The sequence below is a fragment of the Natrinema gelatinilyticum genome, assembly GCF_024266705.1.
In the GTDB taxonomy this organism is placed as follows: domain Archaea; phylum Halobacteriota; class Halobacteria; order Halobacteriales; family Natrialbaceae; genus Natrinema; species Natrinema gelatinilyticum.
Genome location: NZ_CP100756.1, coordinates 2,512,395 through 2,536,765, shown reverse-complemented (window position 1 = coordinate 2,536,765; position 24,371 = coordinate 2,512,395). Strand labels below are relative to the sequence as shown.

Sequence of the window (24,371 nt, the reverse complement as noted above, 5' to 3'; positions counted from 1 at the left end):
CAAGCGCGCAATGACGACGCTACGGACGCCGGGACCGACGGTCGGGGTAGTCGGCGGGGGACAACTCGGACGAATGCTCGCCGAAGCGGCTGCACCGCTCGGCGTCGAAGTTGTCGTCCTCGATCCGACCCCGGACTGTCCCGCTGCGCTGGTCGCTCGCGACCAGATCGTCGCCGAATTCGACGACGAAGCGGGAATTCGCGACCTCGCCGGACGCGCCGACGTCCTCACGTTCGAAATCGAACTGGCGGATCAGGACGTGTTAGAGCAGATTAGCAAGGAGACCGGAACCCCCGTTCACCCGAAGCCATCGACGCTGCAGACGATCCACGACAAGCTCGTCCAGAAACGGCGATTGCGGGACGCCGGCGTTCCAGTCCCACCGTTTCGCGAGGTCACAGACGCTACAGACGTTCGCGACGCGATCGACGACTACGGCGCGCCGGTGATGCTCAAGGCCCGGACCGGCGGCTACGACGGACGCGGGAACGTCCCGGTCGACTCGAAAGCCGACGCCGCGGACGCTCTCGACTCCGTCGCCGGCCCCGCAATGGTCGAGTCGTTCGTCGACTTCGAGCGCGAAGTGTCGGTAATCGCAGTCAAGGGCGACGACGAGGTCGCGACGTTCCCGCTCGGCGAGAACGTCCACGAAGCGGAGATCCTCCGGGAAACGATCGTTCCCGCCCGCTCGTCCGCGGCAGTCACCGAGCGCGCCAACGCGGTCGCACGCGACGTGCTCGAGGTGATGGACGGCCGCGGCGTCTACGGGATCGAATTGTTCGAAACGCGCGAGGCGCCACGCGCCTCGGACGACGCGAGCGGGCAGCGCCCGCGAGGGGAAGGGGAGATTCTGCTCAACGAAATCGCACCGCGGCCGCACAATTCGGGGCACTGGACGATCGAGGGCGCACAGAGTTCACAGTTCGACCAACACGTCCGGGCCGTCCTCGGCTGGCCGCTCGGGTCGACCGACCTCCGTTCGCCAACGGTCATGGCGAATCTGCTCAGCGACGTAGACGAAGCCCAGCCTGCACGGCTCGGAAACGTCGACCGAATTCTCGAGACACCAGGCACGAGTCTCCACTGGTACGGCAAACGTCAGGCCCGCCCCCGTCGGAAGATGGGACACGTGACGCTCGCGAGGCGCGACGAGGACGCGTCTGTCGACGACCTGCTCGAGACCGCACGGGACCTCACCGAGCGCGTCACGTTCAGAACGAATTAAAGAGACGGGCCGACGAAATACGGCCATGTCCGACAGCGTCTCCGACTTGATCGACCGACTGCGCGGCGAAGCGACCCTGAACCGTCCGGACGATGAAACACCCGATGTGGGTATCGTGATGGGAAGCGACTCCGATCTCGAGACGATGATGACCGGCGGTACGCGCCGGGGTGCGTACGACGCCTTCGTAGACGAACTCGGGTTCGCCGAGCAAACCGACTACCGGAATCCACCGGATGAGCAGTTCACGTTCGAGACCTACGTGACCTCCGCTCACCGAACGCCCGACTTAATGACTGCTTACGCCGAAACCGCCGAGGATCGGGGCCTCGAGGTGCTCATCGCCGGAGCGGGCGGCAAGTCCGCCGATCTGCCGAACATGACCGCGTCGATCGCGTACCCACTGCCGGTCGTCGGCGTTCCAGTCCAGGAGAAATCCGTCAACAGCGTCATCGGGATGCCGACGGGCGCGCCGCTCGTCGCAGTCGATGCCGGCAAGTCGTTCAACGCGGCGCTCTCGGCCGCTCAGATTCTCGCCCGGCAACACGACACGGTTCGCGACCGACTGGTCGAGTACCACGACGAACTCCGAGAGGGCGTCGGAACGGTTTCTCAAGAGTTACACGATCGCGGTACGCCATCGTTCCGGGATCGAGACTGACCCACTCGGGATATTTCGAGGGATTTGGAGCTCCCTTCGACGAACGGTACTATCGTTTTTCTCCCGTACGGCGACGACGGGTTCCCGACATGGGCGGCCAGTCCGTTGCAGAGGATCCGTCGGCTGCGGCCCTGTGGCCGGCAGTAATACCGAATTACCGATCCGATTGTCCGCCGCACAACGATTCATCGTGTAAGGTGAATACTCATCGGATTTTGTCACCGCTGAAGTCGCCGCAGGGCCCGTGATTTGCCGAAAAACGAAGAATCAACCCTTATGTGTGTGCGGTTTGAAGCCTCGAACGTTACCGAGATGAATGATTGGATCGCCATCGGGGCGCTGGCGCTCGTCGGGATGTTGATACCGCTCAGTATGATGGCGGTATCGTATCTCCTGCGGCCCACCGTGCCCGAAATGAGCAAACGTTCCACCTATGAGAGTGGCGAAATTCCGACCGGCGGCACGCGCATCCGGTTTAACATCCAGTACTACATGGTTGCGCTACTGTTCGTCATTTTCGATATCGAGACCGTCCTATTGTTCCCGTGGGCGGTCGTGTATCGGGATGCGCTCGCTGCGGACATCCCGCTTATCCGCGCACTCGGGCCGATGTTGTTGTTCGTCGCCATCCTGCTCGTCGGCCTCGCGTGGGCGTGGCGCAACGGCGCGGTGCAATGGGCGCGGACACCCCGCCAACTGGAGACTGAAAGATCATGAGTAGCGACCAACCTCGCCAATCGATCCACGGCAGTACCGCACCGTCAACGGACACCCGGGACTCGCGAATCGGAGAAGGACTCGACGACCGATTCAACTCCAAGCTTCGGGAAGCCTTCGGCTCCACCCCGTTCATCCTCACGAAGTTCGACGCGTTCATGAACTGGGTCCGGGGCAACTCGATGTTCATGTTGCAGTTCGGGATCGCGTGTTGCAGCATCGAGATGATGCACACGTACGCGATCAAGCACGATCTCGACCGTTTCGGGGCCGGCGTTCCCCGAGCCTCGCCCCGTCAGGCCGACGTGATGATCGTGCCAGGAACGATCGTCTCGAAATTCGGCCCGCGGATGAAGCGAGTCTACGACCAGATGCCCGAGCCCAAGTTCGTCGTCGGCATGGGGTCGTGTACCATCTCCGGCGGTCCATTCCAGGAGGGATACAACGTCGTCAAGGGAGCCGAAGAGATCATTCCCATCGACATTCACGTCCCCGGCTGTCCGCCGCGACCTGAGGCGCTCGTCTACGGCATCATGAAACTTCAAGAGCGGATCCGAAACGGCGAGTCGACCCCGGTCGTCGTGAAGCCGTACGAACTCGAGACGTTCGGCGATCTGCCGAAAGACGAACTCGTCCAGAAGCTCGCAGACGACATCGACGAAGAAGACCTTGTTATGCGCTACAACTGGGCTGATTCGCCATGAGCACGGGACTCGAGCGAGTACAACAGCCACCGATAGACGTCACTGAGGGCGATCTCGAGGCGCTCCTCGGGGATCGTGCGCTCGCGCGCGACGATCACCTGAACGCCCCCGGGTTCGTAATCCGACCGGACGACGTACAGGACGTTCTCGCCGACCTCCACGACGAGGCCGGGTTCGATCATCTGTCCTGTCTGACGGCCCAGGAGTATCCGGACCGATACGAGTCGATCTACCACCTCAAAAAATACGCCGATCCGACCCAGGAGGTCTCGGTCGTTGTCCCGACGACGACCGACGACCCGGTCAGCGAGACCGCCGAACCGGTCTTCCGAACTGCAGACTGGCACGAGCGCGAGGCCTTCGACCTCGTCGGCATCGACTACGAGGGTCATCCGGATCCGCGCCGAATCCTCCTTCCCGAAACGTGGCAAGGGCACCCGCTTTCCCTGGGATACGACCAGGATAAACCGCAGATCGTCACCCTCACTGAACACGCGAATCCGATCCAGCCGGACCACCACGACGACGAGTCGGACACGATGTTTCTGAACATCGGCCCGCATCATCCGGCGACCCACGGCGTGCTCCACATCGAGACGGTACTCGACGGCGAAACGGTGGTCGACGTCGACCCCGACATCGGCTATCTCCACCGCTGTGAGGAGCAGATGTGCCAGCAGGGGACCTACCGACACCAGATCATGCCCTATCCGGACCGTTGGGACTACGTCTCTGCCGGCCTGTTGAACGAGTGGGCCTACGCACGTGCGGTGGAGGATCTCGCCGACATCGAGGTCCCCGACTACGCCCAGGTCATCCGAACGATGGGGGCCGAACTCTGTCGGATCGCCTCCCACATGCTCGCGCTGGCCACGTTCGCGCTGGACGTCTACGGCGACTTCACCGCCATCTTCCAGTACGGCATGCGCGATCGCGAGGTCATCCAGGACATCCTCGAGGACTTGACCGGCCAACGGCTCATGTTCAACTACTTCCGACTCGGCGGCGTCGCGTGGGATCTGCCAGAGCCCCGTGAGGAGTTCATCGAAAAGACACGGGACTTCCTCGACGGCCTTCCAGCGAAGGTCGACGAATACCACGACCTGCTGACCAGCAACGAGATCTTCCAGATCCGAACCCACGGAACCGGTATCCTAGAGCCCGAGGTTGCGAAACAGTACGGCTGTACCGGCCCGGTCGCCCGAGGCTCGGGCATCGAGTACGATCTCCGTCGGGACGATCCCTACGGCTATTACGAGAACCTCGAGTGGGACGTCGTCACGGAAGACGGCTGTGACAACTACAGCCGCGTTCTCGTCCGGATGCGCGAAGTCGAGGAATCGGCGAAGATCATCGAACAGTGTCTCGACCTCATCGAAGACTGGCCCGAAGACGAACGGACGGTCCAGAGCAACGTGCCGCGCACGCTGAAGCCGGACGCAGATACGGAGACCTACCGCAGCGTCGAGGCTGCGAAGGGCGAACTCGGGATCTACATCCGGTCTGACGGGACGGACAAGCCGGGACGGTTCAAGATCCGCAGCCCGTGTTTCCACAACCTCTCCGCGCTGCCCGAGATGTCCGAAGGGGAATACGTCCCCGATCTGATCGCGTCGCTGGGAAGCCTGGATATCGTCCTCGGGGAGGTGGACCGCTAGTATGGCCGGTTCACTGTCAGCGACTCCGTTACAGGAGACGGTCTTGCTCCCCGAGCGGATCGGGACCCTGACGGGCCTCGACCAATTTGGACTCGCGGGCGAACTGCTAGCTACGTTCATCGCGGCGGCGTTCGTCGGTTCCCTGATGCTGGCGATGACCGGCGTCGCAGGGCCGTGGGCCAAGCGCAAGATCACCGCCGCCTTCACCGATCGGATCGCTGTCAACCGGCTCGGGCCGGGCGGAATCGGCATCATCGTCGCCGACGCTGTCCGGCTCCTCTCAAAGGAGTTGGTGGTACCTGAAAACGCGGATCGACCCGCCTATGATCTCGCGCCAATCGTCGTCGCGGGGTCCGCGTTGCTCGGCTTCGCCGTTATTCCGATGGGGAGCGGAATCCAACTCGCTGACCCAGAAGTCGGACTCGCATACGTCTTCGCGGTGTCTGGTATCGCGAGTATCGGCCTGGTGATGGCCGGATACGCCTCGGCGAACAAGTACTCCCTGATCGGTGGACTTCGCGCTGTGGCACAGAACATCGCGTACGAGATTCCGCTAGTCGTCACCGGGATGTCGGTCGTTATTTTCGCCGGCACGCTGCAGATGGGTGAAATCGTCGCCGTACAACAGGAAACGCTGGTGAAAATCGCTGGCGTCTCGATTCCGACGTGGTACGCACTGGTCAACCCCTTCGCGTTCGTCCTGTTCCTCGTCGCGAACTTCGCGGAGGTCGGCCGCAACCCCTTCGACACGCCGGAGGCGCCGACCGAAATCGTTGCGGGCTACCAGACCGAGTACTCTTCGGTCTACTTCGTGTTGATCTACCTCGGCGAGTTCCTCCACATCTTCCTCGGCGGTGCGATCATCGCGACGATATTCCTGGGTGGTCCCGCCGGGCCGATCCTTCCGGGCATCGTCTGGTTCCTCGTCAAAATTTGGGCGGTGTTCTTCGCGACGCAGTGGCTGCGCTCGGCGGTTCCCCGTGTTCGAATCGACCAACTGATCGAGATTGGCTGGAAGGGACTTCTCGTACTCTCGTTCGCCAACCTCGTCCTGACCGCGGTAATCGTGGGGCTGATAGCATGATCGGGATACTCAAATCGATGGCAACGACGATGAAACACGCGCTGGACGGCTCCACCTTCACGGTGGAATATCCGGAGACCGCACCCGACGTGTCGCCGCGGTTCCGCGGCGTCCACAAGTTCAGTCAGGAGCGGTGCATCTGGTGTCGCCAGTGCGAGAACGTCTGTCCGAACGACACGATTCAGATCGTCATGGACGAACAACGAAACGGCGAACAGTACAACCTCCACATCGGACAGTGCATCTACTGCCGGCTGTGTGAGGAAGTCTGTCCCGTCGACGCCATCCTGTTGACGGAGAACTTCGAGTTCACGGCGGACACGAAACACGATTTCGTCTACAACAAAGAACAGCTGAAAGCGGTACCGTGGTACAAGGACATCGACCCGCTCGCGTCCCGCGAACCCGACCGGGGGGCGTGGGTCGGCGAGGGTGAAGGAGAGGTCGACTACCAGTAACGGGTCTGCCCGTCCCGCAAACGGGCACTATCAATAAATATGAACTACGAGCTGATCGCGTTCGCGCTGTTCGCGTTCGTCACGCTTTCTAGCGCGATGGGTGTCGTACTCGTGCAGGACCCATGGCATTCGGCGCTCCTGCTGGGTGTTGCGCTGCTCAGCGTGGCGGTCCACTACGTGATGCTGGCGGCCGAATTCGTCGCCATGATGCAGGTCCTCGTCTACGTGGGCGGGGTCCTCGTTCTTATCACGTTCGCCGTCATGCTGACCCAGCGTGACGAATCCGACATCGATTCCGACGAGGTGGTACAGGCATGACGACCGGCCCGAAACTCCGGCTCGGCCGGACGCTCGTTCCGGGATTACTCGCCGTCGGGCTGTTCGGCATAATGGCACTCATTACGCTGAATACGACGTTCGAGCCGATGACCGCGACCGCGGGGGCCGGCTTCCCCGACGACGTCTCGATCACGGCCGAACTCGGCTACTCGCTGTTTGGATTCGACTCGCTGCAGCAAGTCGACGGCACAGAACCGTTCCTCGCCGCCGTCTTGCTCGTCGCCGTCGCACTCGACGCAGCACTCGACGCCTCGCTCGTCCTCGCGAAACGCGAGGAAGGCAGTGAACCCGTCTCCGCGCTCTCGAGTACGGGTGCATCCTCGAGCAGGGATACGGGACCGGAACTTGCCGTCACCGATGGCGGCAAGCAGAGCGGAGCGAGGCGATCCTCGTCGGAATTCCGTTCCGACGGTGGTGACCGGTCCAGGTCCACAGACGCCGGAGGTGAGTCCCGATGACCGTCGACGTACAGTACTACGTCCTGCTGTCGATGGCGGTATTCTGTATCGGGCTGTTCGGCGTCCTGACGCGTCGCAACGCACTGTTGTTCCTGATGTCCGTCGAGTTGATGTTGAACGCGGCGAACATCAACTTGATCGCGTTCGCGTTCTATCACGGCAACCTGACGGGACAGCTATTCGCGCTGTTTACGATGGCGCTGGCTGCCGCGGAGGTCGCCGTCGGACTCGGAATCATTCTGGTGCTGTACCGAAACTTCCGTGACGTCGACGTTACGGTACCAACGACGATGAGGTGGTAAGATGGCAGCAACAGCAACAGGACCCTTTGGATTCGCACCGGCGATCGCAGTACTCCCGCTCGTGGCCTTCGTCGTCACGCTGCTGTTCGGGACCTACCTGCCGAAGAAGGGTGCACTCCCGGGTATTATCGCGACGGCGGGGTCGCTGCTGATCTCGCTCGTGATGTTCGCGGCCGTCGCGGGCGGCAACGTCCACCACACGACGCTGTACGAGTGGACGGCCGGCGCTGCCGCCAGCGAAACGGGCGCCGACGGCGTCGCCTTTTCCTTCGGTGTGCTAATCGATCCGCTTTCGGCGCTCATGCTGGTGATCGTTTCGCTCATCGCCTTGCTCGTCCACGTTTTCAGCCTCGGGTACATGAACGCCGAAGAGGAGACCGGATTGCGGCGGTACTACGCCGAACTCGGCCTCTTTACCTTCAGCATGCTCGCGTTCGTCTTCGCGGACAACCTGCTGATGGCGTTTATGTTCTTCGAGCTCGTGGGACTATGTTCGTACCTGCTGATCGGGTTCTGGTTCCGGACGGAATCGGCCCCATCGGCCGCAAAGAAGGCGTTTCTGGTCACTCGATTCGGTGACTACTTCTTCCTGATCGGGGTCGTCGCCATTGCGGCGACGTTCGGCACCCTCGGCTTCGCCGGCGAAGAATCGTTCGTCACCGCCGCCGAGACAGCTATCGACGACGGCGCGACGCTGTTCGGCTTCGATGCCGAGATTTGGGTGACGATCACCGGACTCCTCGTCCTCGGCGGGGTCCTCGGCAAGTCCGCGCAGTTCCCGTTCCACACCTGGCTGCCCGACGCCATGGAAGGCCCGACGACCGTCTCGGCGCTCATCCACGCGGCGACGATGGTTGCGGCTGGCGTCTATCTGGTCGCCCGAATGTTCGGCTACTACGCGTTGTCGCCGACCGCGCTGGCGATCATCGCCTTCGTGGGCGGCTTTACCGCGCTCTTCGCTGCTTCGATGGCCGTCGTCAAAGACGACATCAAGCAGGTACTGGCGTACTCCACGATCAGCCAGTACGGCTATATGATGCTCGGCCTCGGCGTCGGCGGCTACGTCGCCGGCGTCTTCCACCTCATGAACCACGCCTTCTTCAAGGCGCTGTTGTTCCTCGGTGCCGGTGCCGTCATCATCCTGATGCACCACGAACAGGACATGTGGGAGATGGGCGGCCTGAAAAACGAGGCTCCCGTCACCTACTACACGTTCCTCGCCGGCGCGCTCGCGCTCGCGGGAATCGTTCCCTTCGCCGGCTTCTGGTCGAAAGACGAGGTGCTGTTCGACGCCCTCGCGGTCGGCCTGGAACAGCCAGTCATCCTCGCAGCCTACGCGATGGGGCTGATCGCGGTGTTTTTCACCGGATTCTACACATTCCGGATGGTCTTCCTGACCTTCCACGGTGAGCCCCGGACGGAGACGGCGGAAGACCCCCACCCGGTCGGGCTCTCGATCAAGGTGCCGCTGGTCGTCCTCGGGATCCTTGCGACCGTCGCCGGATTCGTCAACCTCGCGCCAGTCGCCGAACTGTTCCACATCGATATCACGTTCCTCGAGTTCTGGCTCGACGGCGAGTACGGATACGTCGAGGGGCTGACCTACCACGAATACCACGAAACGGTGGCCTTCGAAGAGGGAGTGATCGGGTCCGAAACGACGACCATGCTGCTCGGCGCCGGCCTGTCGCTCGGACTGGCACTTTTGGGCGCGTTCGTCGCACACACGCTGTACAACGTGCCCGAACCGTCACGCCACACCGAGAAACTCGGCGGCGCGTACGACGTCCTGCGAAGCAACTACTACCAGGACGAGTATCAGGTCTGGCTCGCAGAGGGCCTGACGCTCCCGCTCGCTCGAACCGCCGACAGGTTCGATCAGACCGTCGTCGACGGTATCGTCAACGGAACGTCGACGATCAGCCTCTTCGGTAGCAACTGGATGAAACGACTGCAGACGGGTATCGTGACTAATTACGCGGCGTTGTTGGTGGCCGGGTTTATCGGCTTACTGCTGATTCTCGGCGCTCTCGGAGGGTGGTTCGTATGATTATCGAAGCTCTGATCGCGGTAACGCTGGTGGGCGCGCTGGTAACGTTCGTCGCGCCGAATCGAATCGCGGGGAAACTGGCCTTTGCGATCAGCCTCGTTCCGGCGGCGATCAGCCTCTGGCTGTTCACCGCCTTCGACGGGAGCGGCAACGCCTTGCTCGACGGTCAACTGGCGTTCGAGTCGCGGGTACCGTGGATCGAACTCGGCGAGTACACGATCTCGTGGTTCGTCGGCCTCGACGGGATCAGCCTCCCGTTGGTGATCCTGACGACGATCCTCTGTACGCTCGCAATAGTCAGTTCGTGGACGCCGATCGACGAGCGCGAATCGCAGTTCTACGGCCTCGTACTGTTCATCGAGGCGAACCTGATCGGCGTCTTTACCGCGCTCGATTTCTTCCTCTGGTTCGTCTTCTGGGAGGCGGTTCTGATCCCGATGTACCTGCTCATCGGTATCTGGGGCGGCCCGCGCCGGAAGTACGCCGCGATCAAGTTCTTCGTCTATACGAACGTGGCGTCGCTGGTGATGTTCGGCGCATTCATCGCGCTGGTCTTCGGTCTCGGCGACGTCACGTCGTTCGCGCTGCCGGAGATCGCGACGGCGATGCTCGAAGGCGGACCCGGCGGCGTCTTCGGACTGAGCGGGACGGCACTCGCGTCTGCGGTGTTCGTCGCGATGTTCCTCGGATTCGCTGTGAAAGTCCCTGTCGTCCCCTTCCACACGTGGCTACCGGACGCGCACGTCGAAGCACCGACGCCGGCGTCGGTGCTGCTTGCGGGCGTCCTGCTGAAAATGGGGACCTACGCCCTGTTGCGGTTCAACTTCACGATGTTCCCCGAGCAAGTCGAGACGTACGCGGTTCCGATCGCGGCGATCGCCGTCATCAGCGTAATCTACGGCGCGATGCTGGCGCTCGCCCAGACCGACTTGAAGCGGATCGTCGCGTACTCGTCCGTCTCGTCGATGGGGTACGTCATCCTCGGGCTGGTGGCGTACACGCAGTTCGGGGTCGGCGGCGCCACGTTCCAGATGATCTCTCACGGGCTCATCTCGGGACTGATGTTCATGGCCGTCGGTGTCATCTACAACGCTACCCACACCCGGATGGTGACGGACATGTCCGGACTCGCGGACCGAATGCCGATTGCGGTCGGGGTGCTGGTCGCCGGTGCTTTCGGCTACATGGGTCTGCCACTGATGAGCGGGTTCGCCGCGGAATACTTCATCTTCTTCGGCGCGTTCGGCTCCGATCTGCTCGCGTACTCGCCGCTGTTTACCGGTCTGGCGATGTTCGGCATCGTGATCGTGGCAGGATACCTGCTCTTTGCGCTCCAGCGGACGGTGTTCGGGCCGTATCGACTCGAGACTGACTACGACGTGGGTCGTGCACCCGTTCACGATGTCGCATCGATGGTCGTGTTACTGGGACTCATCATCGTCCTCGGCGTGGCTCCCGAGCTGATCTTCGATATGATAACCGACGCAGTCGATCCGATTCTTCAGGGAGGTGATCTCTGATGGCGGTCGTACAGCTACCCGAGTGGGCGGCGCTCGCCCCGGCACTGATCCTCGCGGGAACGGCGCTCGTCCTGTTCCTGCTGGATAGCATAGATCCGCACTCCACGAACCGCACGCTGCTATCCAGCGTCGCTGTAGTCGGCTCACTCTCGTCGCTCGCCGTCGCCGTGTGGTTCAGCGCCGCCGGCGTCGGTGCGACGGGAATCGACAACTATGGCGTCATCGATATCATGGGCGACCAGTTCGTCGTCGATCGACTGGCGCTTTATTTCATGATCATCATCGCTACCGTCACCGCCCTCGTTACGGTCGCGAGCCACGATTACTTGCGGGATCACACCTATCAGGCCGAGTACTACTCGCTGGTGATCCTCGCGGCGACGGGCATGTCGATGATGGCTGCGGCCAACAGCCTCGTAACTATCTTCATCGCGCTCGAGCTAACGAGTCTGCCGTCGTACGCGCTGGTCGCGATCCTGAAGGACAACCGCGGCAGCGTCGAAGCCGGGCTAAAGTACTTCCTGATCGGGGCGCTATCGTCGGCGATTTTCGTCTACGGGATCAGCCTCGTTTACGGCGCGACCGGCTCCCTGCAGCTCGAGGCCGTCGCAACGGGTCTCGGGAACGCCGGTGAGATGGGCGGCCTGCTCGGGCTCGGCATCCTGATGTTGATCGGCGGGATCGCGTTCAAGACGGCGAGCGTTCCGTTTCACTTCTGGGCCCCCGAGGCCTACGAGGGAGCGCCCGCACCGATCTCCGCGTTCCTCTCGTCGGCCTCGAAGGCCGCCGGTTTCGTCCTCGCGTTCCGCGTGTTCACGACGGCGTTCCCGCTCGATGCGACGACCGACGTCATCGGCGTCGAGTGGACGTGGGCGTTCGTCGTCCTCGCGGTCGTGACGATGACGGTCGGAAACTTCGCGGCGGCGACACAGGAAAACGTCAAGCGAATGCTCGCGTATTCCTCGATCGGCCACGCCGGCTACGTGTTGATCGGGCTCGCGGGCCTCTCGACCGGAGCCGCCGACTTCGTCATGGGCGCGGCGATGATGCACCTGCTAGTCTACGGCTTCATGAACACGGGGGCGTTCCTGTTCGTCGGATTGGCCGAGTACTGGGGCGTCGGTCGAACGTTCGAAGACTACAGCGGCCTCGCCAGACAGGCGCCGGTCGCCTGCGCCGCGATGGCTGTCTTCATGTTCAGCCTTGCGGGTATCCCGCTCTTTGGGGGCTTCTGGAGCAAGTATATGCTATACACCGCGACGATAGAAGCGGCAGCGGACAACGCGGCCCTGCTCGTCGTCGCCGGTGCACTCGTCGTCAACAGCGCGCTCTCGCTGTATTATTATTCCCGGCTGGTCAAGGCACTCTGGATTGAGGACCCGATCCTCGACCGCGATCGTCTCGCTCAACCGACCGGGCTCTATGCGGCAATCGTCGCTGCTGCGGTGATAACGGTCCTCATCCTGCCGGCGTTCGATCCGATCGCTAACGCGGCACTCGAGGCGGCGGCCGCGATCGTCCCCTGATCGAGACCGTGTATCTTTTATCCGTCGGGGTTGCAGCGGCGTTACATGGTCTTCTGGCTCGTGCTGGGCTGCGGGACCATCTGTCGGCAGGTGACAGAGCAGCTATCCGCGCGTGACGGTGGACGATTGCTCATCATCACCGACAACGACGGCGTCGTCGAGACGTTGCGCGACAATGGCGTCCCGGCCCGGAGCGCCGATCCGGCAGATCCCACGTCCATCGCGACCGTCGAGACCCCGGACGTGGTTTTCGTCGCCGGCGACCGAACGGACGTCAACCGAGCCACGCTCGAGGCCGCGCGCGACCGATTCCCCGACACGTCCATCGTGGCCTATCTGGGCGGGAACGCGACCGCGGCGGACATCGACCGATTCGATGCACTTGCCGATCGCATCGTCGACCCGTCGGCCGCGATAGCGGACCAGGTGCTCGATCGAACGACGAATCCCGCCGCCGAAACCGCCATCGAACTTCGGGACCAGCTGTCGGCGATCGAGGGTCGGCTGGCTGTGGTGACCCACGATAACCCGGACCCGGACGCCATCGCAAGCGCGGTCGCGCTGGTCGATATCGCCGAGTCGGTCGGCGTCGATGCCGACGCCTGCTACTTCGGTGACATCTCCCACCAGGAGAATCGGGCGATGGTGAACCTGCTCGAGCTAGACCTTCGCAACGTCGGCCGCGAGGACCTACTCGAGGAGTATTCGGCTATTGCGCTGGTGGACCACTCTCGACCTGGCGTCAACGACCAGCTCCCGGAAGACAGTCACGTCGAGATCGTCATCGATCACCATCCGCCTCGCGGACCGGTTCCGGGCGAGTTCGTGGACCTCCGTCAGGGGGCAGGTGCGACCAGTACGGTCCTGACCGAGTACGTCGACCGATTCGGCCTCGCGTTCGATTCAGCGACCGCGACGGCGCTGCTCTTCGGTATCCGCGTCGATACGAACGACTTCACCCGCGAAGTGTCTCCCGCGGATTTCCGGGCCGCATCGCTGCTGTGGCCCCACGTCGACACGTCGATTCTGCGCCAGGTCGAACAGCCCTCCCTCGAGGGAGATACCCTCGAAACGATCGCGCGGGCGATCAAAAACCGAGTGCAACGGGATACGGTGGCCGTCGCCAGCGTCGGTCGGATCGGGGACCGCGATGCGTTACCACAGGCGGCCGACGAGTTGCTCGCGATGGAGGGCGTCGAGACGACGCTCGTCTTTGGGTTCCACGACGAAATGGTGTACCTGTCGGCCCGCTCGAGAGCGGCCGACGTTGACCTCGGTGAGACGCTTCGGGACGCCTACGACCGGATCGGCAGTGCGGGAGGCCACGCCAATATGGCCGGTGCGCAACTCGAAATCGGTATTCTCGGCAGCGCCGACGACGAGGACGAGGTGGAATCGATCGTCAGCGTCGTCGAGGAGGTCATCACGAATCGATTCTTCGAGGCGATCGAGACGCAACCGGGAACGTCGGTCGGAGCATACACGCAGACCAGCGAGTGGCTGTTCACACAGCGGGGAGAGCAGGACGAGAGCGAATCGGCCTGACTGCAAGGAGACTGCAACGCGAGCCGACCCAACGGTTATGTCAGCCAAAGACGGCCGACTGATACGGTCTGCTGTACCGATGTAGCGGTGCAACCGCAGGACGGTCACGGTTGCACCGGTAATGACTTACAGCAGACCGTATGACTGGTTCTTGCCGGCAGAGATAGCTGACTGATGGTATCATCGCACAAAACAGCTGCGTAGCCACGTTGCGGGAGTGGCCGGTTCCGATCGGCAGATTCACGAGACGTCGCAGTCAGTACCAGTACTTTTGCGCGCGGCTCCCCTACGATTGCATATGGATGTCGTGTCGGACCGGACGAAGCCCCGGGTAAAGGACTACATGACGCGCGATGTGGCGACGGTATCGCCCGACGAAACCGTCGGTCAGGTCGCGACGCGGATCGCCGAGAGTGAAGAGCACAGCGGCTTTCCCGTTTGCGATCGCCGTCGCGTCGAGGGGTTCGTCAGCGCCCGCGACCTGTTGCTCGCGGACGACGGCGATCCTATCTTCAAGGTCATGGCGACCGATCTGCTGGTTGCCCACCCCGATATGAAAGTGAACGACGCCGCCCGGGTCATTCTGCGGTCGGGCATCCAGAAGCTCCCAGTCGTCGACGACGCGGGTAACCTCGTGGGGATCATCTCTAACGCCGACGTCATCCGAAGCCAGATCGAACGTGCGACCCCGGAGAAGGTCGGCAAATTGATGCGGACCTTAGAGCAGATCCACGAGATCGATCTCCGGGAGGAGCGCCGAACGGTCCCGCTCGCGGATCTCACTCCGACGCAGGGGCGGGTATACGCCGACGAACTCGAGGGGCGGCGATACGAACTCGAACGAGGCCTCGCCGAGCCGCTGGTGGTTATCGACAACGGCGGGACCCTTCTCCTGGCGGACGGCCACCACCGTGTCCTCGCGGCTGACCGACTCGGAATCGACGAGATGGACGCGTACGTCATCGTCGTCGAATACGAGATCGATCTCGGGATGGCTCGCACGGCGGAGAAAGAGGGCCTCGAGCGAATCGACGACATCGACGTCGTCGATTACGCCCGTCACCCGCTGGTCCAGACGACGAAGCGACTCCAGTCCGAGCACAGCGACGGTGCCGGCGAAGAGATCTGAAGCCGGCGCCCGGGCGAACACCCAGACGGCGTCCGACGGTCCTTGAGCGCCGTATAAACGGTATCGCATGTTCAACTAAGAGGGGAGTGTACCGTACGGTCTCCGTGAGCGGACAGTCACAGACGACGACCGCATGTGAGGGTTTTTACTGTCCGTGTCCTACCTCGTCCGATGGATAGCTCAAGTACATCCGACCGCGTCCTCGTCGCCGGTGCCAGCGGGGCAACCGGGCAAGAACTCCTCTCCGCCCTTCGACCGACCGATCTCGCCGTCCGCGCGACGACCCAATCGTACGCGAACGTGACTCCGCTCGAGCGACACGGCGTAGACGAGGTGATGGTCGTCGATTTCTTCGAGTCGGCCGACGCCGTCGCGGCGGTCGAGGACTGCGATATCGTCTGTTGTGCGCTCGGCACGCCCCCCAGTTGGCGTCACGTGACCGGCGGCAAACTCGTCGATCGAACCGGCGTCATCAATCTCGTGACGGCCGCCGTGAGCGAAGGCGTCTCTTACTTCGTCCATGAGAGCGCGATCGGAGTCGGAAACTCGAAGTCCGGCATGCCGCTTCCGGCCCGGCTACTGGTCCGCGGGTCGCTCGCAGCCAAGGAAGACGCCGAGGCGGCCCTGCGCCGATCGGGGCTAAATCACACGATCGTTCGTCCCGGAAAACTCACGAACGACCCGCCGACCGGCGAGGTAGTCGTCGGCGAAGGCGGCGACTCCGTGTCCGGGTCGATTTCACGTGCGGACGTCGCTCGAGTCATGGCGGCCGCCCCGTTCACGCCCGAGGCGCACGATCGGACGCTCGAGATCGTCGGCCGTGACGGGCTTTCCGGGAGGCCGACGAACCTCGTCGACATCGACTGGGCCACGGACCAGCTCGTGGCCGATCGTAAACACCGCCGAATCTGACCGCCGCAGTGGACTGCGGCGGCCGCTTTTCGGTCCAGTCCATCGCCCCCGAACCTTCATTGCAATGTCCGCAAATGTTACACCCATGTACGACACGGATGATCTCGAGCGAATTCGTGAGGCGGAACGACGGTGGGAAGCCGAGACGCTCGAGTCGGCCCTCGAGCGCCACGGCGAACGTGCCGCGAGGTTCGCGAGCGTCTCGAATCACGAGGTCGACCGCATCTATACGCCCGCAGACGTTTCGGATCTCGACTACCTCGAGGACCTCGGGTTCCCCGGCGAAGCGCCCTACACCAGAGGGCCGTATCCGACGATGTATCGCGGCCGAACGTGGACGATGCGTCAGTTCGCCGGCTTCGGAACCGCCGAAGAGACAAACGAGCGGTTCCACTACCTGATCGACGAGGGCCAGACCGGACTCTCGGTGGCCTTCGACATGCCGTCGCTGATGGGACTCGATTCGGACGATCCCATGAGCCAGGGCGAAATCGGGAAAGAAGGCGTCGCGGTCGACACGCTGCGGGACATGGAAATCCTTTTCGACGGGATCGACCTCGCGGACATCTCGACGTCGTTCACGATCAACCCCTCCGCGCCGGTCATCTACGCCATGTACATCGCGCTGGCCGATCAGCGCGACGTCCCCCGCGAGAACCTGCGCGGAACCCTTCAGAACGACATGTTCAAGGAGTTTATCGCCCAGAAAGAGTGGGTGATCCCACCGGAACCTTCGCTGAATCTCGTCACGGACGTCCTCGAGTTCAGTACGGCGGAGACGCCCCGGTTCCATCCGATCTCGATTTCGGGGTACCACATCCGCGAGGCCGGGTCGACGGCGGTCCAGGAACTCGCGTTCACGCTCGCCGACGGGTTCGGCTACGTGGAAGACGCGCTCGACAGGGGACTCGACGTCGACGAGTTTGCCCCTCGCCTGTCGTTTTTCTTCAACTGTCACAACTCCTTTTTCGAGGAAATTGCGAAGTTCCGAGCGGCGCGTCGGATCTACGCGCGGGTGATGGACGAGTGGTACGACGCCGACGCCGACGAGTCGAAGCGGCTGAAGTTCCACACGCAGACCGCGGGGCAGTCGCTGACGGCCCAGCAACCGCTGAATAACGTCGTTCGGGTGACGATTCAGGCGCTCGCCGGCGTCCTCGGGGGCACCCAATCGCTGCACACGAACAGCTTCGACGAGGCACTGGCGCTCCCCGGCGAGGAGGCCGTCCGGGTCGCGCTACGCACCCAGCAGATCATCGCCGAGGAGTCCGGCGCGGCCGACATCGTCGACCCAATGGGCGGTTCCTTCGCCGTCGAGACGCTCACGAACGAAATCGAGTCGCGAGCGATGCGCTACATCGAGGAAATTCGAGACCTGGGCGACGGGTCAGTGCGCGACGGCATCCTCGCAGGAATCGACGAGGGCTACTTCCTTCGTGAAATCCAGGAGGCCTCCTACGAGTACCAAGAGCGCGTCGAACGGGGCGAGGAAGTCGTCGTCGGCGTCAACGAGTACACGCTCGAGGAAGACACCAGCCCCGACATCCTGCAGATCGACGAGACCACTGCCGAGCGCCAGCTCGACCGGCTCGAGGACGTCAAGACAGACCGGGACGACGAGGCGGTCGAACGGGCGCTCGAAGACCTGGGTGCGGCCTGCGAGCGCGGCGAAAACGCGATGCCGTTCATCGTCGACGCGGTGAAAGCCTACGCGACGATGGGGGAGATCATGGCGGTGTTCGAGGCACAGCACGGGGCATACAGCGAGAAGATCGGACTGGCGTGAGTCGCCTCGAGTGGCTTCGAACGCGACTCGAAACCGGTCGCCTCGAGTGGCGTTCGAGGTCGCCGCGGTGACTGTCGCGTTCGGCTATACCGCGTCGTCGAATCGCGACAGGACGCGGACGACGAGGCCGACGGCCAGCAGCATGGAACCCATTGCGGCGGCTCCGTAGACGGCGAATGTCAGTGGCGTGATGGGAATCGCGAGCGCAAACAGGGACATTTCCTCGACGCCGAGGTGGCGCGGCAGCGTCGCGCCGAGCAGTGCCCCGAACGCGGCGGTCGCGGCCACGAGCGCGAGACCGAGGCCAGCGACGACGGTCCGGCCGCCGACCGTTCGATCAGTGAGCACGAGTACTCGTCGCATGGTTCGGACGTAGGTTTTTCCCGCACGACGTCGACGGAACGAGCATGCAGGAGAAGGAGTTGTTCTTGCTACTGCTGGTCGCCATCGCGGTCCTGATGGCGGTGACCGGGTTCGTCCTGATCATCAACTGATCCGCGAGCATCGGTTCTGACGGTAGTCAGGTCTCGGGCCTCCTCTGTTGCGTGTGCTCGTCCGTTTCGATCGCCCTGGCCGCGATAAGGGTCACGACCGCGAGGAGAAGCATCGTCGTCAGCAAAATGGTGAACTGGACTGTCGACTGAAGCGGATTGAACCCCCACGGGTTGAACACCGCGAAGACGACGACGAAAAACGCGATGATCGCGAACGGGATCAGGTTGACCGCGAGATCGAGTGCGACTTCCGCGTCGAATGCAGGTCTGCTCATTGAGATGCTGGTTGACTTATCGGGATGGTGGTTTGTGTATCGAGATGCTGGTCGCCTCATCGAGACTGATCCGCAGTCGAACGACGCCGGGCGACAGGCCGTCCGATCGGCTGGTCGACGACCGTTCCGATACGGCCACCGAATCTGCGAATCGTCTCGTCGTCAGGTCAGCGACTGCCATCGTTTACCGTCTCCGTGAGCGTACGGCCCCGGCACCGCCGATCGTCGCGAAGCCGGCCACGACGAGCGCTACGCCGCGACTCGCCAATCCGGAGAGTGGCTCGAGCGGCCCGATTGGAGCCGTCCCCGTTCCGTGGGCGGCTAGCACTGCGCCGACGACGACGAACGCCGCGCCGAATCCGGCTGCGAGTGCCACGGGGTCGTCGACGTAGTCAGCGTCCCAGAGGATGCCGGCGACGCTCGCGGCGAACAGGACGAGTCCGACGACGGCGACGGGGACGGCGTCGACGACGATGCCCACTTCCGAGCCGGCGAACCCGAGGGCCACGAGGACGTGCCATGGCCGTGCGGGATCGGTCCGATCGGGCTCGGCTTCGGCCTGGATCGAGTGGTCGGCCATAGCCGTCGTTCCACGTCGAGGACGTTGAAACTGGCCCTACCAGTCGGGTTTCGTGACAGTCACGTGCGCGCTGCGAGCGACTCTGCGAGGTGGGATCCCGGCTGGAGCCGGAATCGACAGTCGAGCCCAGCCGGAATCCGGGGGCGGTCCGTCTGCGACGAAAGGATCATCCTCGTGCCACGACTACAGCTCGTATGTATTCGGTGAATCAGCTGCCCGCCGCACCCGGTCCGCTCCCCAAACACTCGCAGTCCTCGAGGAGGACCGACTATCTCCTACCGGCTCGAAGAACGGCGTTCGATCGACGTGACTCGTGTCCGTCTCGAGGTCGCACGCAGACGCGTTCGCCGAGTGCCGAAGGTGGTGGATCGTGACGGAACAAAACCCCGAGAATTTCGACTCGGCAGGTTCCGAAGGGCGAAACGTCGCCGCCGTCGCGGCAGCTGATCGCGAAGAGTTCCTCTCGCTGATGCCACATTACTACCGTGGCGAGGTGTCGAAGCTGGGTAACCGCCTGTCTCGACTCGATCTCACGACCGACTGGGCAATCGTCGTCGTTACGGCTGTCCTCGCGCTCGCCTTCCAGGGGGGGGACGCCTCCGCGTATATGCTGTTGATTGGCCTCGTTGGCGTCTCGTTGTTTCTCGTGTTCGACGTTCGGCGGTACCGAGCGTACGACGCGACTCGGGCACGGGTTCGCCTCCTAGAGGAGAACCTGTTCGCGAACGCCTTGCAACCGAGCGGCACGCCGCTCGAGGACTGGCGCGCCGAACTCGGCGACGACCTCCAAACGCCGACGATCAAAGTGTCCTACAGGGAAGCCCTCTCACGCCGATTGCGTCGGATCTATTTCCCCCTCTTCGCGCTTCTGGGGGCCGCGTGGCTGTTTCGGATCTCGATCTACGAGTCGGGCGAACCGTGGACGCAAACCGCCTCCGTCCCCGGCGTCCCCGGCGAAGTCGTGATCGTCGCCGTGACCGCGTTCTATCTCGCCGTGACCGTGCTCACGTTCCGACCGGGCCAGCGGAAAGCGAAAGGCGAGTTCCACGGCGAGGAGCCCGGGAGTTGGAAATAGTACCGACGGTCCGAGTCGGAATCGCCACTACTCGTCGCGTTCGATGACGAACTCGGTGAATTCCTCGAGTTTACGAGTCGTCTCGTCGTCGAAATCCAGACCGTCGATCGCTGCGCGAGCCTCGGCGGCTAGCTCGAGCGCACGTTCGCGGGCGTAATCGATGCTGCCGGCGTCCTCGAGTATTTCGAGGGCGGCGATGATCTCGTCGTCGGTGTTATCGTCGGCCTCGAGGATTTCCTGGAGCCGGCGAGCGCGGTCGGAGTCGCTTTCCCGGAGTGCGTGAATCACGAGCAGCGTCTTCTTGCCCTCCCGAATGTCGTTCCCGAACGCCTTGCCGAACTCGCCGGCCCGGCCGAGCGAGTGCTCGACGTCGAGGATGTCGTCACCGATCTGGAACGCGACCGCGGTCAGTTCCGCGTAGTCGGCGACCGCCCGTTCCACCTCGAGGGGCTGGCCGGTGATTATCGCGGCCAATCGAGCAACGATCCGGCCGAGACAGCCGGTCTTGCACGCACACATCTCGAGGTACTCTTCGGTGCCGACCCGGACCTCGCGTTCGTTGTGCCAGCAGATGTCCATCCCCTGACCGAGATGAGTCCGGTTGAGTTCGTGCATCAGCATCTCGTAGGCGGCTAATCGCTGTTCGGCCGGGAGGTCTGCCGGATCCCGCGTGAGGATCTTCAACGGCAAAAAGTACATCGCGTTGCCGGCGTTAAGTGCGACGTCACGGCCGTAGATGCGGTGCAGTGCCGGTTCGCCGCGTCGAATCGTGGCCGCATCCTCGACGTCGTCGACGATGATCGTCCCGTTGTGCAGGATCTCTGGAATACAGGCATACGGCAGGTACTCGGCCGGGTCCTCGCCGAAGCCGTCGACGAAGACGAGAAAGAGTACTGCACGCCACCGTTTCCCCCCGCGATCGAGTAGGTCCCACAGTGGCACCGCCAAGGCGTTCTGGATACCGTCCGGATCGTACGCGTACGTCGGAGGACCAAAGAAGGACTCGAGGTGATCGGCGTCAATCTCGCGTGGAATCAGGGTGGCGATCTCCTCGTCGATCGCCGGCCGCCAGTCGGCAAGCGTCTCCCGCATACCCGTGTCGAGTTGGAGTGGCGTAAAAAAGATTCGTAGTTTTCCGTGACTATGAGTGGTACTATCCACCACGGGAGATGCGGCGATCCAACTCGAGCGAACGATACAATTACACGGTCGTGTCTCGAGGTGGCTGCTATGACTGACTGGATTGGAACCGTGTTCGAGAGCGACGTCGGCTGGACCCACCTCGAGCGGCTGGTCGACGTAGGGAATCGGATGGCCGGCAGCGAGGGCGAACGCGAGGCTGCGGAACTGACCCGAGACGAACTCGCCGATGTCGGCGTTCGAGACGCTCGCCTCGAGTCGTTCGAAATTCAGGGGTGGACACGCGGCGAGAGCGCGATCATGGCCGGCGACACGACCCAGGATTGTATCGCCTTGCCGCGCAGTCCCTCCGGCCGTGTCGATGCACCGCTGATCGATCTCGGCTACGGCCTGCCCGAGGACTTCGCAGAGACCGACGTCCAAGACGCCATCGTCATGGTTCGCAGTGACGTGCCCAATTACTTCGACCGGTATATCCACCGACGGGAGAAATACCACCACGCCGCCGAGCACGGCGCGGCGGGCTTTCTCTATCGAAATCACGTCGAAGGGTGTCTCCCGCCGACCGGCAGCGTCGGCTGGAAAGAAGACCCTATCGGGCCGATCCCAGCTCTCGGCGTCTCGAACGAGGTCGGTGCCCGGTTGGCTCGCCGATTCGACAGCCAATCGATCGCTATCTCCGTCGAAGCTGATAGCCACCCGGCCCAGAGTCAGAACGTCCGGGCTGAACTCGGACCTGACACGGAAGAGCGCGTTCTCGTGACGAGTCACGTCGACGCCCACGACATCTCGGAAGGCGCCCTGGACAACGGAGCGGGGACCGCGATGGTGGTCGAACTCGCGAACGCGCTGGCGGATCGCGAGGACGAACTCGAGACCTGCGTCGAATTCGTCGTCTTCGGTGCCGAGGAGGTCGGACTCGTCGGGTCCACGCGGTACGCAGAGCGTGCCGACCACAGGGCGATCAAGGCGGTGGTCAACAACGACGGAGTCGTCAGCGATCGGACGCTCTCGATCGTCACGCACGGGTTCGATGCACTCGAGGAGACCGCTACCGTCGTCGCGGACCGCTACGATCACCCGATCGAGACAGTGCCACGCGTCGGCCCCCACAGCGACCACTGGCCGTTCGCCAAATGGGGGGTACCCGGCTGTCACGTCAAATCGATGTCGGACGACGCCGGCCGCGGCTGGGGCCACACCTTCGCGGACACCATCGAGAAACTCGAACCCCGAACGCTGAGCGAACAGGCCATCCTTCTGACCGCTTACGTCGTCGAACTCGCCCGCGACGAGGTGACGGTCGAGCACAGGGAGCCCGCAGCTATCGCCGCCGACCTCGAGTCGCAGGGGCTCGCAGAGGGGATGCGGATCACTGGCGACTGGCCCTACGACGGGTGAGCCACGAGCGAAACGAGGCCGATACCGGGCGGGTGATCCGCAACCGACAACCGTACGCTTTTGATCGGGCCGCGTGAACTGACGGACATGGATGCCGCGTGGAGTGCGGGCGAGGACCCCGTCGTCGGTATTGTCGACAGCGATGGTGACGGACGCGACGCCGTCGAGATAGCCGACCCCCTCGACGCGGCACCGGTCGATGACGCGAGGATCGTCCGTGGCAGCCGCGAAACCGTCCTCGCGGCCGAACCGACGGTGCTGGTGACAGGCGACGACGCGTCACTGGCGGCGGTGGCCCGTGCCGGCGTCGACACGCCGGTTCTCCCGGTCGGACCCGTCACTGGCATCGAGTCGGTCGACCGCGATCGGCTCCCCGATGCGCTCGAGGTCGCGCTCGACGGACGCGCCGTTCGTCGCGCGCAGCCCATTCTCGACGTCGTTCTCGAGACTCGCCCGGAGCGCGAACGACAGTCCGAAGCCCACGACGCCAGCGATCACGAGCGCGCGCTCTTCGACGTGACGCTCGTCACCGACGAACCCGCACGGATCTCGGAATACGGCGTCCACAGTCAGGATGCAACCGTCGCGACCTTTCGCGCTGACGGCGTCGTGGTGGCGACACCGGCCGGAAGCCATGGCTACGCGAGTGCCGTCGGTGCACCCACGCTCTCGGCGGCAGTCGACGCGATCGCGGTCGCCCCGATCGGCCCATTCGTCACCCAGACCCGGCGATGGGTGCTTCCCGACGACGGGCTCGCCCTGACAGTCGAACGTGACGAAGGGGACGTCACTCTCGTCGTCGACGGCCGACCGGTCGGATCGGTCACCGTCGATTCGCGAGTCACCGTCACCGCGACCGGAGCGCTCCCGACGCTGGTCGTTCCGGACGAGCAGCTGAAGTACCGATAATCGAGACCGCGAACCTAAGCCGAGACCGGACCGCCGTAACCGGCCGCCTCAGCTGTTGTACGGTTCTTCGTCCCGGTGGTTGTCCGGGTTCGTGTTCTCGAGGGCGTCGTCCTCGCGGTCGTCGGATTTGTGTTCGATGTCCTGACGCCGCTGTTCTTCGTCTTGTCGCTCGCGGGCTTCCTGCTCCGCTTCGGTGAGGCCCTCCTCCGCTTCGTCTTCATCGGGATCGGTCTTCTCTTTCGCGAGTTCGACGTCCCGGCCGTGTTCTTCCTTTCCGATGGAGTCGCGCTGGTCTGTGTCGTCGGACATTGGAATCTGCCTGAGGCTACCCACGATTCGGGAAAAGGCGTTGGGCTTGCGATGGTCGGCGCCTCGAGGTGGCCGTGCGAAGGGATGCCTCGAGATGGGGGGCGCAGGCGCTAC

Annotated in this window: 25 protein-coding genes; 20 read left to right on the top strand and 5 right to left on the bottom strand. The window is 63.3% G+C overall.

The genetic code is table 11. The annotated features are described in order from the left end of the window. Positions 1-10 precede the first annotated feature (10 nt). The 17 genes from NJU76_RS12500 (at position 11) to NJU76_RS12420 (ending at position 18,074) form a co-directional block, all read left to right on the top strand. Positions 11-1,225 (top strand): 5-(carboxyamino)imidazole ribonucleotide synthase, encoded by a 1,215-nt coding sequence (locus tag NJU76_RS12500; protein ID WP_254529036.1) that lies wholly within the window; start codon positions 11-13, stop codon positions 1,223-1,225. Positions 1,226-1,250: 25 nt separating this feature from the next. After that, on the top strand, positions 1,251-1,886 hold the full coding sequence (locus NJU76_RS12495) for an AIR carboxylase family protein (RefSeq protein WP_254529034.1): 636 nt from the start codon (positions 1,251-1,253) through the stop codon (positions 1,884-1,886). A gap of 312 nt (positions 1,887-2,198) precedes the next feature. Further along, entirely contained in the window at positions 2,199-2,603 is a 405-nt protein-coding gene (locus NJU76_RS12490) for an NADH-quinone oxidoreductase subunit A (RefSeq protein ID WP_254529032.1), read from the top strand. Beyond that, on the top strand, positions 2,600-3,307 hold the full coding sequence (locus NJU76_RS12485; protein ID WP_254529030.1) for an NADH-quinone oxidoreductase subunit B: 708 nt from the start codon (positions 2,600-2,602) through the stop codon (positions 3,305-3,307). The genes NJU76_RS12490 and NJU76_RS12485 overlap by 4 nt, the downstream gene beginning before the upstream one ends. Beyond that, positions 3,304-4,965, top strand: coding sequence for an NADH-quinone oxidoreductase subunit D (locus NJU76_RS12480; protein ID WP_254529022.1), 1,662 nt, complete (start codon positions 3,304-3,306; stop codon positions 4,963-4,965). The genes NJU76_RS12485 and NJU76_RS12480 overlap by 4 nt, the downstream gene beginning before the upstream one ends. A gap of 1 nt (position 4,966) precedes the next feature. Continuing rightward, positions 4,967-6,049 carry a complex I subunit 1/NuoH family protein gene (locus NJU76_RS12475; RefSeq protein WP_254529020.1) on the top strand — a complete coding sequence of 361 codons (1,083 nt, stop codon included), beginning with the start codon at positions 4,967-4,969 and terminating at the stop codon, positions 6,047-6,049. Further along, positions 6,046-6,507, top strand: coding sequence for a NuoI/complex I 23 kDa subunit family protein (locus NJU76_RS12470; RefSeq protein WP_254522901.1), 462 nt, complete (start codon positions 6,046-6,048; stop codon positions 6,505-6,507). The genes NJU76_RS12475 and NJU76_RS12470 overlap by 4 nt, the downstream gene beginning before the upstream one ends. A gap of 39 nt (positions 6,508-6,546) precedes the next feature. Then, positions 6,547-6,825, top strand: coding sequence for an NADH-quinone oxidoreductase subunit J (locus NJU76_RS12465; protein ID WP_254529018.1), 279 nt, complete (start codon positions 6,547-6,549; stop codon positions 6,823-6,825). Beyond that, the gene (locus tag NJU76_RS12460) at positions 6,822-7,304 is read left to right on the top strand and encodes a hypothetical protein (protein WP_254529016.1); all 483 of its coding nucleotides are present in this window, start codon (positions 6,822-6,824) and stop codon (positions 7,302-7,304) included. The genes NJU76_RS12465 and NJU76_RS12460 overlap by 4 nt, the downstream gene beginning before the upstream one ends. Next, on the top strand, positions 7,301-7,606 hold the full coding sequence (gene nuoK, locus NJU76_RS12455) for an NADH-quinone oxidoreductase subunit NuoK (RefSeq protein WP_006181260.1): 306 nt from the start codon (positions 7,301-7,303) through the stop codon (positions 7,604-7,606). The genes NJU76_RS12460 and nuoK overlap by 4 nt, the downstream gene beginning before the upstream one ends. Before the next feature lies 1 nt (position 7,607). After that, positions 7,608-9,656 (top strand): NADH-quinone oxidoreductase subunit L, encoded by a 2,049-nt coding sequence (nuoL, locus tag NJU76_RS12450; protein ID WP_254529014.1) that lies wholly within the window; start codon positions 7,608-7,610, stop codon positions 9,654-9,656. Next, a complete protein-coding gene (locus NJU76_RS12445; RefSeq protein ID WP_254529012.1) occupies positions 9,653-11,176 on the top strand; it encodes a complex I subunit 4 family protein in 1,524 nt (507 codons plus the stop codon). Before nuoL ends, NJU76_RS12445 begins: the two co-directional genes overlap by 4 nt. Next, positions 11,176-12,702 (top strand): NADH-quinone oxidoreductase subunit N, encoded by a 1,527-nt coding sequence (locus NJU76_RS12440; protein ID WP_254529010.1) that lies wholly within the window; start codon positions 11,176-11,178, stop codon positions 12,700-12,702. Before NJU76_RS12445 ends, NJU76_RS12440 begins: the two co-directional genes overlap by 1 nt. 45 nt (positions 12,703-12,747) lie before the next feature. Beyond that, entirely contained in the window at positions 12,748-14,247 is a 1,500-nt protein-coding gene (locus NJU76_RS12435; RefSeq protein ID WP_254529008.1) for a DHH family phosphoesterase, read from the top strand. 298 nt (positions 14,248-14,545) lie between these two features. After that, a complete protein-coding gene (locus NJU76_RS12430; RefSeq protein ID WP_254529006.1) occupies positions 14,546-15,376 on the top strand; it encodes a CBS domain-containing protein in 831 nt (276 codons plus the stop codon). A 171-nt stretch (positions 15,377-15,547) separates the two neighbouring features. After that, positions 15,548-16,288: an SDR family oxidoreductase gene (locus NJU76_RS12425; RefSeq protein ID WP_254528997.1), complete on the top strand. Its 741-nt coding sequence runs from the start codon at positions 15,548-15,550 to the stop codon at positions 16,286-16,288. Between the two features lie 85 nt (positions 16,289-16,373). Next, on the top strand, positions 16,374-18,074 hold the full coding sequence (locus NJU76_RS12420; RefSeq protein ID WP_254528989.1) for a methylmalonyl-CoA mutase family protein: 1,701 nt from the start codon (positions 16,374-16,376) through the stop codon (positions 18,072-18,074). Positions 18,075-18,158: 84 nt separating this feature from the next. On the opposite strand, the gene NJU76_RS12415 is transcribed toward NJU76_RS12420, so the two are convergent. From NJU76_RS12415 to NJU76_RS12405, 3 genes are all read right to left on the bottom strand, one after another. Further along, on the bottom strand, positions 18,159-18,437 hold the full coding sequence (locus NJU76_RS12415) for a DUF7520 family protein (protein WP_254528987.1): 279 nt from the start codon (positions 18,435-18,437) through the stop codon (positions 18,159-18,161). A gap of 157 nt (positions 18,438-18,594) precedes the next feature. Continuing rightward, positions 18,595-18,843 carry a DUF6684 family protein gene (locus tag NJU76_RS12410; RefSeq protein ID WP_254528985.1) on the bottom strand — a complete coding sequence of 83 codons (249 nt, stop codon included), beginning with the start codon at positions 18,841-18,843 and terminating at the stop codon, positions 18,595-18,597. 184 nt (positions 18,844-19,027) lie between these two features. Then, on the bottom strand, positions 19,028-19,423 hold the full coding sequence (locus tag NJU76_RS12405) for a DUF7541 family protein (RefSeq protein ID WP_254528983.1): 396 nt from the start codon (positions 19,421-19,423) through the stop codon (positions 19,028-19,030). Positions 19,424-19,793: 370 nt separating this feature from the next. Between NJU76_RS12405 and NJU76_RS12400 the strand changes: the two genes are divergently transcribed. After that, positions 19,794-20,498, top strand: a complete 705-nt coding sequence (locus NJU76_RS12400) for a DUF2270 domain-containing protein (protein WP_254528981.1) — start codon at positions 19,794-19,796, stop codon at positions 20,496-20,498. Between the two features lie 27 nt (positions 20,499-20,525). Here NJU76_RS12400 and NJU76_RS12395 read toward each other — a convergent pair whose 3' ends face one another. Further along, positions 20,526-21,590 carry a polyprenyl synthetase family protein gene (locus tag NJU76_RS12395; protein WP_254528979.1) on the bottom strand — a complete coding sequence of 355 codons (1,065 nt, stop codon included), beginning with the start codon at positions 21,588-21,590 and terminating at the stop codon, positions 20,526-20,528. Between the two features lie 138 nt (positions 21,591-21,728). On the opposite strand from NJU76_RS12395, the gene NJU76_RS12390 reads away from it, so the two are divergent. Then, positions 21,729-23,039, top strand: coding sequence for a M28 family peptidase (locus NJU76_RS12390; RefSeq protein ID WP_254528976.1), 1,311 nt, complete (start codon positions 21,729-21,731; stop codon positions 23,037-23,039). Between the two features lie 87 nt (positions 23,040-23,126). Next, on the top strand, positions 23,127-23,948 hold the full coding sequence (locus NJU76_RS12385; RefSeq protein ID WP_254528974.1) for an NAD(+)/NADH kinase: 822 nt from the start codon (positions 23,127-23,129) through the stop codon (positions 23,946-23,948). A 48-nt stretch (positions 23,949-23,996) separates the two neighbouring features. Here the strand turns inward: NJU76_RS12385 and NJU76_RS12380 are convergent, their stop codons facing one another. Further along, on the bottom strand, positions 23,997-24,257 hold the full coding sequence (locus NJU76_RS12380) for a hypothetical protein (RefSeq protein ID WP_254528972.1): 261 nt from the start codon (positions 24,255-24,257) through the stop codon (positions 23,997-23,999). Between the last annotated feature and the right edge of the window lie 114 nt (positions 24,258-24,371).